Raw genomic sequence first — 16,673 nt, 5'->3', positions numbered from 1 at the left:
GCGAGGTGCATCTTGATCGCCCGGCCGGCTTCGGGGATAAGGCGGGAAGCAAGAACAGAGGGTTCCCGCCATGCGCGTCCGCATCTACAAGCCCGCCCGCAACGCCATGCAATCCGGCACCGCCCGCACCAAGAACTGGGTGCTGGACTTTCCGCCCGCCGATCCGCGCGAGATCGACCCGCTGATGGGCTGGACCAGCAGCGACGACACCCAGAGCCAGGTGCGCCTGCGCTTCGAGACCCGCAAGCAGGCCGAGGATTACGCGCGCGAGCGTGGGCTGGATTACGAGGTGATCGAGCCGCACACCCGCGCCCCGAACATCCGCCCCCGCGGCTATGGCGAGAATTTCGCCCCCGACCGCCGCGCGCCCTGGACGCATTGATCCGCAGCGGCCCCCGGCCCGCCCGTCACGCCCGGCTGGACGCGCTCAGCACGGGGCGGGGGACCGGCCCTTGCAGCGCATGGCGAAAGTCCCACAGGAAAAGCGCCCATCCGGCCATCCAGCCTGATGCGGCAAGATGCAGCAGCGTCGCCGGCCCGGCCATCGACACGCAGCACATCAGCAGCCGCAGGAGCGTGGCGAGGCTGACCAGGCCGAAGGCAAGGGCCAGCGGGCGCGACACGGCCAGCCTGCCGCCCCTGCGCGGCATGGCCGCCCGTCCCATGATCGCCAGCATCATCGTGCCCATGGCGCCCATCGTGACCGCATGCAGGGCCGTCGCCATGTCGAGCCCGGCCCAGGGCGCCTGCGCCAGCCCCGCCAGGATCAGGGCCAGCGGCAGCCAGAGCCAGGCCAGGTGCAACAGCAGCAGCGCCGGATAGCGGCCGGCGCGCCAGCTGCGCCACAGGCCCATGCGGGCCAGGTGCAGGATGCCCGAGACGATCAGGAGCGGCCCGGCTAGCCCCGAGCGATCCAGCAGCAGCGCCGCGATGGCCAGAAGCAATGCCAGCACGCCGGCGCCCGGCAGCCAGTGCGGCTCGGTCAAGGGCGGCTGGCCGGATGCCGCGGCCCAATGCCGGGTGAATGCGGCAAGGGCGCGGCCTCCGACCAGGCTGATGAGCAGCGCAAAGAACAGCGGCGCCATGTCCTGCGCAAGGCTTTCGGCGGCGGGCCCCGGCCCGGCGATCGCCAGCGCCTCGATGCCGCCAAGGACCAGGGGCGCCAGCGCCAGCGGCATCTTGCGCCAGGCCCCGGCGCCGGCGACCTGCCACGACAGCAGGCCGCCCAGCACGAGGAAATAGGCCGTCGCAGCGGGAAGGGCGAAGGGCGCGGGCAGGCCCAGGGCAAAGCCCAGCCGCCCGGCCAGCCACAGCGCCACCATGATCCCGGTCGTGGCCGGCGCGACCCGGACCCGCCCGGTCCATGCCGGCAGCGCGGTCAGCAGATAGCCGCCCACCGCCGCGCCGCCCATGCCGAACAGCAGCTCATGCCGGTGCCAAGACAGCGCATCGACGCCCATCCCCAAGGGGAGCAGCCAGGCCGAGGGGATGAGGACCGCCCACAGGCCGGCCAGGAAGAACAGCGGGCGATGCGGCGCCAGCCATAGCCCATGGGTCAAAAAGCGAAACATCGTTTTCCGGCTGCTGCCGCGGATGCCCCATAGCGCCAGCAGGGCGGCCGTTGTCAATATGCCGGCCGGGCAGGGCGACCCATGGCCGCGGCGCCCTTGCCCGGAGCGGCTGGCCATGACATCCGCCTTGCCAGGGGATCGCAAGAACCGGCCGACGCCGCTGCCGGTCGAGGATTGCATGCCGGGGCTTTACGACTGCTATCGCGCCGTGGGCGAGGTGGAAAGCAAGGGCCTGGACTTCGAGATCTCGGGCGAGGTGCTGCCGCGCTGGAACCTGATGCCGGGCCATACCTGGAACGAGGCCGAGATCATCAGCGCCACCGTCGATGGCGTGGCGGGCAGCCCCTACAACACCTTCCTGCCCAAGCACCTGCTGAAGATCGCCACCATGTATCATCTGCCGGGCGACAGGTGGCGCCTGGGCGGCGCGTTCCGGCTGCAAAGCGAGATCACCTCGGAATCCAGCGCCGTCTATGACCCGCGCCTGGCCGAGACCCCGGTCCGGCAGGGCGGCCTGGGGCTGGTCGATCTGGTCGCGGGCTATCGCCTGAACGAGAATTTCGACATCCAGCTGAACGTGAACAGCGTCTTCGACCGGCGCTATTGCGAGGTGGTGGACAGTTTCTCGGGCGGGAATTTCGTCGGCGAGCCGCGCCATGTGCTGCTGACGGGGAAGATCACCTTCTGACCCCTGATCCGGCCGGCGGCGGATGCGGCCCTTGCCGGCCGCCTCCGCCAGGCTTTTCCGAACCGTCGTCCCTTGCGGCCCCGAACAGAAGGCCTGGGGCGACAGCCCGGCCCGGACCATGGTGGCCGGGATCGTTTCCGGGTCCGGCCGAGCGGACGCATGGGAACCCGCAAGCGCCCCTGTCTGCGGATCTGGCTTTGCAGGGCGTGGCTGTTGGCTTGGTAATGGCGGCTGATCGGTCATGAGCAGGGCGATTTCTGGCTGGACCGCTATGAGCGGCGCAAGACCGTGCTTTACGGCGTGGTCGAGGCCGACGTCGGCGATGCCGGCACGCTGAGCGCCGGTTACGACTTCCAGCGCAACCGCACCCGCAACCACCAGTTCGGCGGCCTGCCCCTGATCGCCGATGACGGCTCGCAGCTGGATTACGATACCAGCACGAATGCCGGCGGCGGCAACCTGCTGCTGACCCAGACCACGCAGACCCTGTTCCTGCGCTATGCCCAAGACTTCGGCACCGGCTGGCAGGCGGTGGGCGAGTTGTCCTTCTACAGGGCCGAGCGCGAGGGCTATCTGGCCTCGGCCAGCTGGGGCTCGCCCGATCCGCAGGGCTATGGCGTGCAGACCGTGGGCGGCTATGCCGATACCGATACCGACCAGGCCGCGCTGTCGCTGACCGCCTCGGGCCCGGTCGAGCTGTGGGGCCGCAGCCATGACCTGCGCTTCGGCATCACCGGCAGCTGGGGCAAGGACAATCACAAGGCCTATTCGGCCTTCGACGGGACCGATATCGACTATCAGCCGATCACCGGCTCGATCTTCGACTGGGACGGGCATGTGCCGAACCTGGTCCAGCAGGCCGGCTATGTCAGTTATGTCAGCAATACCAAGATCGACCAGGTCGCGGCCTATGGCTCGGGCCGCTTCGGCCTGACCGACCGGCTGAACCTGATCGCCGGCGCGCGCGTGGTCTGGTACGACTACTACTATACCACCGACAGCCGCAGCAGCGGCACGACTACGCATCAGCAGATCAGCCGCAACGGCGAATGGATCCCCTATGCCGGGCTGACCTATGACCTGAACGAGGACTGGTCGGTCTATGCCAGCTATACGCGGGTCTTCAAGCAGGCCAGCTATCGCGACAAGGACAACCGGATCGTGGAGCCGACCACCGGCTCGAACTACGAGCTGGGCACCAAGGCCAGCTTCGCGGACGACCGGTTGAACTTCGCGGCGGCGATCTATCTGCTGGAGCAGGACAACCTGCCGGTCCGCGACCGCAGCGTGACCTATCAGCTGCCTGACGGCTCGAACCCCTACAAGTCCATCGACGGCACCCGCAGCAAGGGCTTCGAGATGGAACTGGCGGGCGAGGTCCGGCCGAATATCCAGCTGGCCGCCAGCTATGCCTATACGACCGCCAAGGACGGCGACGGGCTGCGCATCTCGACCGTCACGCCCCGCCATTCGATCAAGCTGTCGGGGGTCTATGCCTTCGAGACGATGCCCCTGACCCTGGGCGTCAGCCTGCGCTGGCAAAGCGCCATCGAGAATACCTGGGTCTGGCCCGTCACCGGCACCGCGCGGCAGGGCTCCTATGCGGTCGTCGGACTGATGGGGCGCTATGACTTCCAGAACGGCATGAGCGCCAGCCTGAACATCGACAACCTCTTCGACCGCAAATACCTCGCCTCGATCGACGAGACCTATGCGACCGGCAATTACGGCGCCCCGCGCAATGCCACGCTGAGCCTGGATTGCCGGTTCTGAGCAAGGCTGCTGGGCCTGGCCGGCGTCGGGCAAGACCCGGGGCGGGTGCGTTCGCGCCCGCCCATTGCGCTCAACAGGGGCTGTCGGGGAAATAGAACCCCTCGGCATTGGCTTTGGTGATCAGCGGGCTGTCCAGGACATGGCGGCCGCGGATCGGCGACTGCGTGGCATAGCGCATCGCGGTGATCTCGATGGCCGGGGCGATCAGGGTCGGCGGATAGAAGATATTGGCGTCGATCAGCTTGTCGCCGTCCATGATCATCTTGATCACCCGGTTCATGCCCGAACCGCCCAGCAGCACCATACCCTCCTCGCGCCCGGCCTGTTCTATCGCTGCACGGGCCCCCGAGTGCTGCATCGTCGTCGCCGGCCCAGACGCCGTCAATCTTGGGGAAGCGGGTCAGGTAGTCCCGCATGACCTCGAAGGCCTTGTCGGGGTTCCAGTTGGCATATTGCATGTCGAGGATCTCGATCCCCGAACTCTCCAGCGTCTTCTGGAAGGCTTCGATGCGGATAGTGTCGATGGCGGTCGGGATGCCGCGCATCACCACGATCTTGCCGCCGTCAGCGAGTTTCGACTTGAGATATTCGGCGGCAACCACGCCGGATTGCGGGTTGTTGCCACCGACATAAAGGTCTTCGACGCCTTCGTCCGCGCCGAGCGTCAGGTTGATGCCTTTCAGCACCCTGTTCGGGCCATAGGCATGTGCAATTCCATCCAGCCGAAGCGGGTTCGGCTGCATGTGAAATCCTCCACCGCAACAGAAACGCCGATCCATGAAATATTGCAATAATTGTTGCGATCAAGGTCGATCCGCGCTTTCTATTGCCGCAGAGGGCAGGGAATCACCTCGAGGAGGAAGTCGATGTCAAAGAATGCCAACCTTGCGGGGGCCTTCCCCGCCATGGGCCGGAAGCTGCGCCTTGGGGTCGTGGGCGGCGGCGCGGGTGCGTTCATCGGGCAGGTCCATGCGCGGGGTGCGCGGCTGTCGGATCGCTGGCAGATCGTCGCCGGGGCGCTGTCCTCGCGCCCCGAGGTCGCGCTGGCATCGGGCCGCGACTGGGGGCTCGATCCAGATCGAAGCTATACTGACTGGCGCGAGATGGCACGGGCCGAGGCGGCGCGGCCGGACGGTATCGACGCGGTGGCGATCACCGTCCCGAACCATCTGCATTTCGCGGTTGCCATGGCGTTCATGGATGCGGGTATCGACGTGATCTGCGACAAGCCGCTGGTCAATACGCTGGACGAGGCGCGCGCGCTGATCGGCAGGCAGCGCGAAACCGGGTTGATCTTCGGCGTGACCTATTCCTTCGCGGCCCATGCGATGGTGCGGCAGGCCCGGCAGATGGTGCAGGAAGGTGCCATCGGCAGGGTCACGCAGATCCATGCCGAGTATTTCCAGGAAATGGCGCTGCTGCCCGCCGATGCCGCCTGGTCCGGCACGCCCTGGCGGCAGGATCCCGCCAAGGTGGGGGGTGCCGCGACTACGGCGGACATCGGCACCCACGCCCATCATCTGGCCGAGTTCGTATCCGGCCTGCGCATGACCGATCTGCGGGCCGAGTTTCACCGGCTGGGGGCCGATCAGCCGCTGGAGGATACCGCCTTCATGACCTGCCGCTTCCAGGGCGGCGTGCCCGGCACCCTGCTGGTCTCGCAGGCGGCGGCGGGGGCCAGTTGCGGGCTGCGCATCCGCATCTCGGGGACCGAGGGCACGCTGGAATGGGATCAGGAGAACCCGGAATACCTGCAGCACCGCCCCTTCAATGCACCGCATATCCGCATTTCGCGCGGGCATGGCGCAGGGATGCTGTCGGATGCCGCGCGCTTCGTCCACATGCCGCGCGGCCATCCCGAAGCGCTCTCGGACGCCTGGGGCAATCTCTACGAGGAATTCGCCATCGCCATCGAGGCCCGTCGCGAAGGGTGCGATCTGCCGGACGGGCTGCTGGCCTATCCGGGGCTGGAGGAGGGCGCTGCGGGCGTTGCCTTCATCCAGGCCGCGATCCGCTCGAATGCCGAAGGCGGGGCGTGGGTATCCTGCGCCTTCGACGCCTGACGGAAGAACACAAGCAGGAGGAACCACATGAAACGACTGATGATCACCACCGCTTTCGCGATCACCGCATTCGGTGCGCAGGCGCAGGAAATCGGCGTCGCGATGGCGCAATTCGACAACAATTTCCTGACCATCCTGCGTCAGGGCATCGAAGAAGCGGGCCACGCCGAGGGCGTTACCTTGCAATTCGAGGATGCGCAAAACGACGTGCCCCGGCAGTTGAGCCAGATCCAGAACTTCATCTCGTCCGGGGTCGATGCGATCATCGTGGTCGCGGTGGATTCCGATGCGATCACCCAGATGGACAAGATGGCGAACGATGCCGGCATTCCCATCGTCAATATCAATCGCGAGCCGCCGAATGTAGAGAGCCTCGGGCCGCTGGAAGCCTTCGTCGGCTCGCGCGAGGTCGATGCAGGCACGATCCAGGCGACCGAGGCTTGCCGCCTCGTCAAGGAAAAGATCGGTAACGGCGCGGCAAACGGCGTCATCCTGGCGGGCGACCTGTTCATCCAGGCCGGCCGCGTGCGGACCGAGACGGTGCAGGACTTCGTCAAGACGCCCGGCTGCGATTTCGTGAAGATCGAGGACATGCAGGTCGCAGACTGGTCGCGCAGCAAGGCGTCGGATCTGGTCTCGAATTGGCTGACCGCCGGGCTGACGCCGGATGTGATCTTTGCCAACAACGACGAAATGGCCATCGGTGCTGCGCAGGCGCTGAAGGCCGCTATGGTCGACCCCGAGGATGTCGTCGTGGCCGGCATCGACGCGACGCCGGACGCGCTGATGGCGCTGAAGGCTGGCGACATCGACCTGACCGTATTCCAGGACGCGGCGGGGCAGGGACGCAAGGGGCTGGAGGTCGCCGCCGCCATGGCGCGGGGTGAGGAACTGGCAGAGCGCGCCGTCTATATCCCGTTCGAACTCGTGACTCCCGAGAATGTCGATGACTATCTGGCGCGCTGAAACCGGCCATCTCGCCATGCGGAGGGATTGCAGATGAGCCTGGCCGTTGGCGTGATCGGCGCCGGTGTCATGGGCGGGTTTCATGCCCGCCTTTTCGCCGAGGAGATTTCGGGGGCGCGGCTGGTTGCGGTTTCCGACCCCGATCCGGGCCGGGCTGGCGCATCTGCATATGGCGCGCAGGTCTTTGCCGAAGGACTGCCGCTGATCGAAAGCGATGCGGTCGAGGCGGTTCTGGTCGCCGCCCCGGATACCGCCCACCATGACCTGGTCATGGCGGCGATACGCCTGGGCAAACCCGTGCTCTGCGAAAAGCCTCTGGCCTCGACGGTCGCGCAATGCCGCGAGATCGTCGAGGCCGATGCGGGCCGCAACCTGGTCAGCGTCGGCTTCATGCGCCGCTTCGATCCCGCCTATCGCGAAATGAAAGCCGCCTTGGACGCGGGCCGGATCGGCGCGCCCTTGCTGATACATTGCCTGCATCGCAATCGCGAGGCGCCGCGTTGGTTCGACGGCTCGATGATCGTTACCAATGCCATGGTGCATGAGATCAACATCTGCCGCTGGTTGCTGGACACCGAATACACCTCGGCAAGCCTGACGCAGGTTGGCGATGCCGGCGACATGCTGCTGGCCGAATTGCACACGGATCGCGGGGCGGTCGTCTCGGTCGAGATGTTCATGAACGCCGCCTATGGCTACCACGTCCATGCCGAGATCGTCGGCCGCGAGGGGACGGTGGCCATGGCCGAACCGGCGCAGGTGCGATTGCGGCGCGGGGGTGCGATGCAGGCCGGATATTCGCCCGACTGGATCGGGCGCTTTGCCGACAGCTATCGCTTGCAGGATCAGGCCTGGGTGCGGGCATGCCGTTCCGGCCGGACCTGCAAGAACATGGCGACGGCCCGCGACGGTCTTCTGGCGACCGGTTATTGCCAGCAGTTGGTCGAGCATCTGCCAGCAGGCGGGGGGCCGCTGGCGCCTCGCATGTAAACATGCGCAAGAGAGCGTTTGTTGCCGTATTCAGTATCTGCAATTTTTATTGCAATCGCGTTGCAGAGGGGCTATGGTCAATGTCGAGGCAGGGAATCCCTGCCTCGCGGAGGCCGGGGGCAAGATACGGGACACGCATCGCTCACGGTTCTCGGACATGGCGGGAGGTCGTCATCAAGTCGGAAGGGATGCGGCGGAACAGCGGTTCCGCCAACGGCTTGATATTGCCTTGTCGCATCGAGGTTTTGGCTTCGTCCGACGCGAGAAGATCGGACGGAGGTAACAGGAGGAGGAAAGACCCACATGATCAAGAAACTCGCGACGGCCACCGCATTCTGTGCGCTGATGGCAGGCACGGTTCAGGCCGAGACCATCGGCGTTGCGATGTCGCTCTTCGACGACAACTACCTGACCGTGCTGCGTCAGAACATCCAGCGCCACGCCGGCGATCTGGGCGTCACCGTGCAGATGGAGGATGCCCAGGGCGACATCGCCCGCCAGCAGTCCCAGATCGAGAATTTCGTCGCCTCGGGCGTGGACGGCATCATCGTGATGCTGGTCGACGCCGATTCCGGCCAGGCCATGTCGCGCATCGCCGACCGGGCGGGCGTGCCGCTGGTCTTCGTCAACATGCTGCCGGCCAACATGGACGAGTTCCCGGAAAAGCAGGCCTGGGTCGGCTCGGACGAAGAGCAGGCGGGCGAGTTGCAGGCGACCGAGATGTGCAAGCTGATGGGCGGCGAGGGTGATGCCGTCATCCTGATGGGCCAGCTTGGCACCACCGGGCAGCGCGGGCGCACCGCGGCGGTCGAACGCGTGCTGCAGTCGGATGAATGCAAGGGCATCAACGTACTCGACTCGCAATCCGCGAACTGGATGCGAACCCCGGCGCTGGACCTGATGACCAACTGGCTGACCTCGGGGATGCAGCCCGACGCCGTGTTCTCGAACAATGACGAGATGGCGCTTGGTGCGGTTCAGGCGCTCAAGGCATCGGGGATCTCGATGGACGATGTGATCGTCGGCGGCGTCGATGCCACGCAGGACGCGCTGGCGGCGCTGGAGGCGGGGGATCTGGACGTCACGGTCTATCAATCCGCCAAGGGGCAGGGCGAGGGTGCGCTGGACACCGTCCTGAAGATCGCCCGCGGCGAGGCGTTCGAGCCGCGCGTGGCCGTTCCCTTCGAGCTGGTCACGCCCGAGAACGTCGCGGAATACAAGACCCAGAACTGATCCGGGCGGGCATTCGGTCGCGGACCGGATGCCCGGACCTCAATCCGGGGGCCGCGTCCCCTGACAGTCTTTCGGGGGGAAGATGGTTTCGAAGACCACACTGGAGGCGATCGAACGCTACAAGGAAAAGAGCCTGCCCTATATCCTTGAAATCGAGGGTATTCGGAAGGAGTTTCCCGGCGTGGTGGCGCTGGATGACGTGCAGTTCCGGCTGCGGCCGGGCTCGGTTCACGCGCTGATGGGCGAGAACGGCGCAGGCAAGTCCACGCTGATGAAGATCATCGCCGGCATCTATACGCCCGACCGCGGCACCATCCGCCTGCGCGGCGAGGAGGTCGTTCTGGCCAGCCCGCTCGATGCGCTGGAACAGGGCATCGCGATGATCCATCAGGAACTGGCGCTGATGGACTGGATGACGGTCGCCGAAAACATCTGGATCCGGCGCGAGCCGAAAAATGCGCTCGGCCTGATCGACCACCGCAAGATGACCGAGATGACCCAGGAATTGTTCGCGCAGCTTCGGCTCAAGATCGATCCGACCGCGCAGATCAGCACGCTCACCGTCGCGCAGCGGCAGATGGTCGAGATCGCCAAGGCGGTCAGCCATCGTTCCCAGGTGCTGATCATGGACGAACCGACCTCGGCGATCACCGAAACCGAGGTCGACCACCTGTTCGAGATCATCCGCGACCTGAAGGCGCGCGGCGTGGCCATCGTCTACATCACCCACAAGATGAACGAGCTGTTCGAGATCGCCGATGAGTTCTCGGTTTTCCGCGACGGCAAGTATGTCGGCACCCATGCCAGCATCGACGTGACCCGCGACGACATCATCCGCATGATGGTCGGCCGCGAGATCACCGAGATGTTCCCCAAGGAAGAGGCTGAAATCGGCGAGGTGATCCTGTCGGTCGAGAACCTCTCGCTGCCGGGCACCTTCCACGGCATCACCTTCGATCTGCGCCGCGGCGAGATCCTCGGGCTGGCCGGCCTGGTGGGCTCGGGCCGCTCGAACGTGGCAGAGGCGCTGTTCGGCGTGACGCCGGCCGTCGAGGGCAGGATCCGCATCGCCGGCCGCGATGTCCCCATCGCATCGCCCGCCGACGCCATGCGCGAGGGAATGGCGCTGCTGACCGAGGACCGCAAGGCGACGGGCTGCTTCCTGCCGCTGACGATCCTCGAGAACATGCAGATCGCAGCCTTGCATGAAGGCCATGTCAAGCTGGGCTGCGTCGACGAGCGGGGGATGACCAATCTCTGCCTCGGGATGAAGGACAAGCTGCGGATCAAGACCCCGAACCTCGATGAGCGGATCGAGAACCTGTCGGGCGGCAACCAGCAGAAGGTCCTGATCGCGCGCTGGCTGCTGACCAAGCCGCAGATCCTGATCCTGGACGAGCCGACCCGCGGCATCGACGTGGGTGCCAAGGCGGAAATCCACCGGCTGATCTCGGGCCTGGCGCAGCAGGGGGTCGCGGTCATCATGATCTCGTCCGAATTGCCCGAGGTTCTGGGCATGTCCGACCGGATCATGGTCATGCACGAGGGCCATATGACCGGCATCCTGGACCGGGCCGAGGCGACCCAGGTGAAAATCATGGAACTGGCGGCCCGCTGAGGCCCGCGCGGCGCCCGGCGCCCGAGGAGGAACATTATCATGGACAATGTGCAGATCGAACCCGTCAAGCGACAGCGCCGAGGGCTGCCGCAGGAGCTGAACATCCTGCTGGTGCTGGTCGCCGTCGCGCTGGTCTTCGAGATCCTGGGCTGGATCTTCCAGGGCCAGAGCTTCCTGATGAACACCCGTCGCCTGACGATCATGATCCTGCAGGTTTCGGTCGTGGGCATCATCGCCATCGGCGTCACGCAGGTCATCATCACCGGCGGCATCGACCTGTCGTCCGGCTCGGTCGTCGCCATGACGGCGATGATCACCATGAGCGTGGCGCAGTCGGGCGATTACGCGCGGGCCATGTATCCGGCGCTGACGGACCTGCCGGTCATCGTGCCGCTGGCCGTCGGGCTTGGGCTTGGGCTGATCGCAGGCATGATCAACGGCGCGCTGATCGCGCTGACCGGGATTCCGCCCTTCATCGCCACGCTGGGCATGATGGTGACGGCGCGCGGCATCGCCAAATGGTATACCAAGGGCCAGCCGATCAGCTTCCCCACCGACAGCTTCGCCGCGATCGGATCGGGCGCCTGGCCGGTCTTCATCTTCCTGGCGGTGGCGCTGATCTTCCATATCGCCCTGCGCTGTACGCGCTATGGCAAGTTCACCTATGCCATCGGCGCCAACCCGCAGGCGGCGCGCGTCTCGGGCATCAACGTGCAGCGCCACCTGATCAAGGTCTATGCCATCGCCGGGCTGCTGGCGGGGCTGGCCGGCATCGTCACCGCCGCCCGCGCCGAGACCGCGCAGGCCGGCATGGGCATGATGTATGAGCTTGACGCCATCGCCGCGGCCGTGATCGGGGGCACCTCGCTCAGCGGCGGGCGCGGGCGGATCTTCGGCACGGTGATCGGCACGCTGATCCTGGGGCTGATGATGTCGGGCTTCACCTTCCTGCGGGTCGATGCCTTCTACCAGGAAATCGTCAAGGGCGTGATCATCGTCGCCGCCGTCGTGGCCGATACCTTCCGTCAGAACGCCCGCAGCAAGAAAGCCTGACCTTCCCCCAGGCTTTGGGCCCGGAGCATCTCGCTCCGGGCCTTTTTCATGGATACCGCCATGCATTGGACCATCTTCGCATCGCCGACCGAACTGGCCGTGACCGCGCTGGCCGTCGTCCTGGTCGGTCTTTCCAAGGGCGGCCTTGGCGGCATGAGCCTGCTCGGCGTGCCGCTCATGGCCCTGGTCATGCCCCCGGTCACGGCAGCGGCGATCCTGCTGCCGGTGCTGGTGGTGATGGATGTGGTCAGCGTGGCAAGCTGGCGGGCTTGGGTCGATTGGCAGATCATGCGTCGGATCATGCCCGGAGCGGTCGCAGGCATCGGGATCGGCTGGGCCAGCGCCGAACTGGTCTCGGACTCGGCGGTTCGCCTGGTCGTGGGACTGGTTTCGCTGGCCTTCGTGGCACGTGCGCTTGTCGGAACGGGGCAGGGCACCGCGCTTGCCGGCGCGCGTCCGGCTGCCGCCCGCTTCTGGGGCGGGCTGGCCGGCTATGCCAGCTTCGTCGCCCATGCCGGAGCGCCACCCCTTCAGATCTACATGATGCCGCTGCGGCTGGATCCGAAGCTCTTCACCGGCACCACGGTGATGTTCTTTGCCGTGACCAATGCGCTGAAGCTGGTCCCCTATGCCGCGCTGGGGGAGTTCGGTTCCGATAACCTGGCCCGCGCCGCAGCCATGCTGCCGCTGGCGATAGGGGCGACCTGGCTCGGGGGCTGGGTGGTTCGCCACATGCGCGCCAGCATCTTCTATCCCTTCACCTATGCCTCGGTGGCGCTGGTCGGGGTCAAGCTGGTCTGGGACGGGCTGGCCGGGCTCTAGGTCCCGGTCACGGTCGGGATGCGCGGATCCTCGTCATTGTGCTGCACGCGGGCAGCGACGGCCACCACCAGCGCCTGCGCCAGGCACATCGGCGCGGCCAGCGAGCGCGAGAAGGTGTAATCGTGCTCGGGCACCGGGAACAGCACCCGCGCCCACCGCGCCAGGGGCGACAGCGTGCTGTCCGAGATGGCGATGATGTCGATCCCCTTCTGGCCCGCTTCCTCGACCACGTTCACCACCTCGTTGGCATAAAAGCGGAACGAGACCGCCAGCAGAACGTCGGTCTTGCGAATGGTGCGGCCGATATGCGTGGCCAGCCCGCCACCGGGGTCCAAGAGCACGCAGCGCTTGCCCAGCATGGTCAGCACATAGCGCAGAAGCTCCACCACCGGCGACGAGCGCAGCTGGCCGATCAGGTAGATGATGTCTGCACGGTCCAGCAGGTCGGCCGCCAGCGCCAGGTCCTCGGGATTCACCTCGTCCAGCAATTGCTGAAGCGAGGCGATGTCGCGCACCACCAGGTCGCGCAGGAAGCCGATTTCGGTCGGGTCGCCCGCGCCCTTCAGCTCGGTTTCCAGCGCCTTGACGCGGGCCTCGAAACCCGGAGCGGCGGTGGCCAGGCGCTTCTGGAACAGCGCCTGCAATTCCTTGAAGCCCTTGTAGCCCAGGGATTGCGCGAAGCGCACGAAGCTCGAGGCGTGAATGCCGCACCGCTCGGCGATGGCATTCACCGAATGGACGGCGACCTCGTTGGGGTTCTGGGTCAGATAGACGGCGATGCGCTGATAGGTCTTGCTCATCTGATCGTGGCGATCATGGATGATGCGGATCAGCTCTTCGTAATCCTGCGGCGGGTGGCTTGTTGGCATGGCGTTCCTCTGCCGCCAAGTCTGCAATAATTATTGCAGGGTGCCAAGCCCTCTTTCTTCCTATTCCATCTCTATCATGAGGTCTTTTGCGTCGATCTGTTCACCTGGCCTGACGTGGAGGGTCTTGATCAGGCCGGCTCTGTCGGCGTGGATGGCGGTTTCCATCTTCATCGCCTCGATGGTCAGCAGCAGGTCGCCGGGGTTGACCTTCTGCCCCTGGGCGACGGCGACCGAGGCGACGACGCCGGGCATGGGGGCGCCGAGATGGCCCTCGTTGCCCGGATCGGCCTTGGGACGGGCGGCGGTCTGCGCCTTCACCAGCCGGTTCGGAACCCGGATCACCCGCGGCTGGCCGTTCAGCTCGAAGAAGACCTTGACCTCGCCCTTCTCGTCGGTCTCGCCCACGGTCTGCAGCCGGATCTCCAGCGTCTTGCCGGGGTCGATCTCGGCCTCGATCTCCTCGCCCGGCTCCATGCCGTAGAAGAAGGCCCGAGTCGGCAGAACCCGGACCGGGCCGTATTGCCGGTGCCGGCCCATGTAGTCCAAAAACACCTTGGGATACATCAGGTAGCCGTTCAGGTCCTCGTCGTCGACCGCCTTGCCTTCCAGCTGGCGGACCAGCTCGGCGCGGGCGGCCGCGATGTCGACCGGCGGCATCGCCGCGCCGGGGCGGGCGGTCAGCGGTGCCTCGCCCTTCAGCACCTTCCCTTGCAAGGCCTCGGGCCAGCCGCCGGGGGGCTGGCCCAGGTTGCCGCGCATCATGTCCACGACCGAATCGGGGAAGGCGACCTCGACCGCCGGGTCCTCGACCTGCGCGCGGCTCAGCCCCTGCGCCACCATCACCAGCGCCATGTCGCCCACCACCTTGGAGCTGGGCGTGACCTTGACGATGTCGCCGAACATCCGGTTCACCTCGGCATAGGCCTGGGCGACCTCGTGCCAGCGCTCCTCGAGCCCGAGCGAGCGCGCCTGCGCCTTGAGATTGGTGAACTGGCCGCCGGGCATCTCGTGCAGCCAGACCTCCGAGGCCGGGGCCTGCAAGCCGCTCTCGAAGGCGGCGTAATGCTCGCGCACCGCCTCCCAGTAGTTCGAGATCCGGCGGATCGCCTCGATGTCCAGCCCGGTGTCGCGGTCGGTGTGGCGCAGCGCCTCGACCACCGAGCCCAGGCAGGGCTGCGAGGTATTGCCCGAGAGCGCATCCATGGCGCAATCCACCGCATCCACCCCGGCCTCGGCCGCGGCCAGGATCGAGGCGCCGCTGAGCCCGCCGGTGTCATGGGTGTGGAAATGCACCGGCAGGCCGATCTCTTGCTTCAGCGCGCGGACCAGGATGGCGGCCGAGGCGGGCTTCAAGAGCCCGGCCATGTCCTTGAGGCCAAGGATATGCGCGCCGGCATCGCTGAGCTCGCGCGCCATCCTGAGGTAATATTGCAGGTCGTATTTCGCGCGCGCGGGATCGAGCAGGTCGCCGGTATAGCAGATCGTGCCCTCGCAGATCTTGCCGCTTTCGATCACCGCATCCATGGCGACGCGCATGTTCGGGGTCCAGTTCAGGCTGTCGAAGACCCGGAACACGTCGACCCCGGTCCTGGCCGCCTGGGCGACGAAGCTTTGCACCACGTTGTCGGGATAGTTGGTGTAGCCGACGCCGTTGCTGGCCCGCAGCAGCATCTGCGTCATCAGGTTGGGCATGCGGGCGCGGATGTCGCGCAGCCGCTGCCAGGGGCATTCCTGCAGAAAGCGATAGGCGACGTCGAAGGTGGCGCCGCCCCAGCATTCGACCGAGAACAGGCCGGGCAGGTTCGCGGCATAGCTGGGCGCCACCCGGATCATGTCGATCGAGCGCATGCGCGTCGCCAGCAGCGACTGGTGCCCGTCGCGCATCGAGGTGTCGGTGATCAGCAGGCGCTTCTGGTCCAGCATCCAGTCGGCGACGGCCTTGGCGCCCTTTTGCTCCAGCAGCTGGCGGGTGCCGGGGGCGGGCTCGGCCGCCGGANCTCGGCCTGGGGCCGGGGCGGCACCGGGATGCGGGCCTCGGCCGGCGGGCGGGGGCGGCCGGCGGTCTCGGGATGGCCGTTCACGGTGATGTCGGCCAGGTAGACCAAGAGCTTCGTCGCCCGGTCGCGGCGCTTGCGGAACGCGAACAGGTCCGGCGTGGTGTCGATGAACTTGGTGGTATAGGTGTCGTCGAGGAAGGTCGGGTGCTTCAAGAGGTTGATGACGAATTCGATGTTCGTCGCCACCCCGCGCACCCGGAACTCGCGCAGGGCCCGGTCCATGCGCGCGATGGCCTTTTCCGGGGTCTGGGCATGGGCCGTGACCTTGACCAGCAGGCTGTCGTAATAGCGGGTGATGACGCCGCCGGAATAGGCGGTGCCGCCGTCCAGGCGAATGCCGTTGCCGGTGGCCGAGCGATAGGCGGTGATGCGGCCGTAGTCGGGGATGAAGCTGTTCAGCGGATCCTCGGTCGTGACCCGGCATTGCAGGGCGTGGCCGTTCAGGTGCACGTCCTCCTGCCGGGCGACGCCGGTGGCCTGCGCCAGCGTCGCGCCCTCGGCGACCAGGATCTGGGACTGCACGATGTCGATGCCGGTGACCTCCTCGGTCACGGTATGCTCGACTTGGACGCGCGGGTTCACCTCGATGAAGTAGAAGGCCTGGCTGTCCATATCCATCAGGAACTCGACGGTGCCGGCGTTCTGGTAGCCGACGGCGCGGCCGATCTTCAGCGCCAGGCCGCAGACTTCCTGGCGCTGTGCCTCGGTCAGGTAGGGCGCCGGGGCGCGCTCGACCACCTTCTGGTTGCGGCGCTGCACGGTGCAGTCGCGCTCATAGAGATGATAGAGCCCGCCATGGCTGTCGCCCAAGAGCTGCACCTCGACATGGCGGGCGCGCAGGATCATCTTTTCCAGGTAGCCCTCGCCATTGCCGAAGGCGGCCTCGGCCTCGCGCCGTCCCTCGCGCACCTTCTCGGGCAGCTCCTCGGGGGTCATGATCGGGCGCATGCCGCGCCCGCCGCCGCCCCAG

The 16,673-nt window shown here is 66.5% G+C and carries 13 protein-coding genes and 2 pseudogenes; 10 read left to right on the top strand and 5 right to left on the bottom strand.

The window, feature by feature from the left end; translation table 11 throughout:
• The first annotated feature begins 70 nt into the window (after positions 1 to 70).
• Entirely contained in the window at positions 71 to 382 is a 312-nt protein-coding gene (locus FE811_RS01190; protein ID WP_072462415.1) for an ETC complex I subunit, read from the top strand.
• A 25-nt stretch (positions 383 to 407) separates the two neighbouring features.
• Here FE811_RS01190 and FE811_RS01185 read toward each other — a convergent pair whose 3' ends face one another.
• Positions 408 to 1,571 (bottom strand): NnrS family protein, encoded by a 1,164-nt coding sequence (locus FE811_RS01185; RefSeq protein WP_166435400.1) that lies wholly within the window; start codon positions 1,569 to 1,571, stop codon positions 408 to 410.
• A gap of 115 nt (positions 1,572 to 1,686) precedes the next feature.
• Between FE811_RS01185 and FE811_RS01180 the strand changes: the two genes are divergently transcribed.
• Both FE811_RS01180 and FE811_RS01175 read left to right on the top strand, forming a co-directional pair.
• A complete protein-coding gene (locus FE811_RS01180) occupies positions 1,687 to 2,259 on the top strand; it encodes a TonB-dependent receptor domain-containing protein (protein WP_181180797.1) in 573 nt (190 codons plus the stop codon).
• A 288-nt stretch (positions 2,260 to 2,547) separates the two neighbouring features.
• Positions 2,548 to 4,032 carry a TonB-dependent siderophore receptor gene (locus FE811_RS01175; protein WP_244294926.1) on the top strand — a complete coding sequence of 495 codons (1,485 nt, stop codon included), beginning with the start codon at positions 2,548 to 2,550 and terminating at the stop codon, positions 4,030 to 4,032.
• 70 nt (positions 4,033 to 4,102) lie between these two features.
• Here FE811_RS01175 and FE811_RS28100 read toward each other — a convergent pair whose 3' ends face one another.
• Positions 4,103 to 4,390: a hypothetical protein gene (locus FE811_RS28100; RefSeq protein ID WP_214273834.1), complete on the bottom strand. Its 288-nt coding sequence runs from the start codon at positions 4,388 to 4,390 to the stop codon at positions 4,103 to 4,105.
• Between the two features lie 46 nt (positions 4,391 to 4,436).
• Positions 4,437 to 4,775 (bottom strand): annotated as a pseudogene (locus tag FE811_RS28670) (substrate-binding domain-containing protein); the annotation flags it as partial.
• Between the two features lie 123 nt (positions 4,776 to 4,898).
• Between FE811_RS28670 and FE811_RS01165 the strand changes: the two are divergent.
• The 7 genes from FE811_RS01165 to FE811_RS01135 all read left to right on the top strand — a co-directional run bounded on the left by FE811_RS01165 (position 4,899) and on the right by FE811_RS01135 (position 12,777).
• The gene (locus FE811_RS01165) at positions 4,899 to 6,095 is read left to right on the top strand and encodes a Gfo/Idh/MocA family protein (RefSeq protein ID WP_116220962.1); all 1,197 of its coding nucleotides are present in this window, start codon (positions 4,899 to 4,901) and stop codon (positions 6,093 to 6,095) included.
• A gap of 27 nt (positions 6,096 to 6,122) precedes the next feature.
• Positions 6,123 to 7,061 (top strand): sugar ABC transporter substrate-binding protein, encoded by a 939-nt coding sequence (locus FE811_RS01160; protein ID WP_116220963.1) that lies wholly within the window; start codon positions 6,123 to 6,125, stop codon positions 7,059 to 7,061.
• Positions 7,062 to 7,094: 33 nt separating this feature from the next.
• Complete coding sequence (locus tag FE811_RS01155) at positions 7,095 to 8,051, top strand: Gfo/Idh/MocA family protein (RefSeq protein ID WP_116220964.1); 957 nt, start codon at positions 7,095 to 7,097, stop codon at positions 8,049 to 8,051.
• A 303-nt stretch (positions 8,052 to 8,354) separates the two neighbouring features.
• Positions 8,355 to 9,284 (top strand): sugar ABC transporter substrate-binding protein, encoded by a 930-nt coding sequence (locus FE811_RS01150; RefSeq protein WP_114535936.1) that lies wholly within the window; start codon positions 8,355 to 8,357, stop codon positions 9,282 to 9,284.
• An 82-nt stretch (positions 9,285 to 9,366) separates the two neighbouring features.
• Positions 9,367 to 10,902 carry a sugar ABC transporter ATP-binding protein gene (locus tag FE811_RS01145; RefSeq protein WP_116220965.1) on the top strand — a complete coding sequence of 512 codons (1,536 nt, stop codon included), beginning with the start codon at positions 9,367 to 9,369 and terminating at the stop codon, positions 10,900 to 10,902.
• 39 nt (positions 10,903 to 10,941) lie between these two features.
• On the top strand, positions 10,942 to 11,955 hold the full coding sequence (locus FE811_RS01140) for an ABC transporter permease (protein WP_140846480.1): 1,014 nt from the start codon (positions 10,942 to 10,944) through the stop codon (positions 11,953 to 11,955).
• 60 nt (positions 11,956 to 12,015) lie between these two features.
• Positions 12,016 to 12,777 carry a sulfite exporter TauE/SafE family protein gene (locus tag FE811_RS01135; RefSeq protein ID WP_166435402.1) on the top strand — a complete coding sequence of 254 codons (762 nt, stop codon included), beginning with the start codon at positions 12,016 to 12,018 and terminating at the stop codon, positions 12,775 to 12,777.
• Here the strand turns inward: FE811_RS01135 and FE811_RS01130 are convergent.
• Together FE811_RS01130 and pyc are read right to left on the bottom strand one after the other, a co-directional pair.
• Positions 12,774 to 13,646 (bottom strand): MurR/RpiR family transcriptional regulator, encoded by an 873-nt coding sequence (locus FE811_RS01130; RefSeq protein ID WP_036757890.1) that lies wholly within the window; start codon positions 13,644 to 13,646, stop codon positions 12,774 to 12,776. The genes FE811_RS01135 and FE811_RS01130 overlap by 4 nt on opposite strands.
• Positions 13,647 to 13,706: 60 nt before the next feature.
• Positions 13,707 to 16,673, bottom strand: a pseudogene (gene pyc / locus FE811_RS01125) (pyruvate carboxylase); the annotation flags it as partial.

The organism is Paracoccus sp. FO-3, assembly GCF_006386455.1.
Classification (GTDB): domain Bacteria; phylum Pseudomonadota; class Alphaproteobacteria; order Rhodobacterales; family Rhodobacteraceae; genus Paracoccus; species Paracoccus versutus.
The sequence above is the reverse complement of the archived record's forward strand: the minus strand, read 5'-3'. Positions and strand labels throughout refer to the sequence as shown.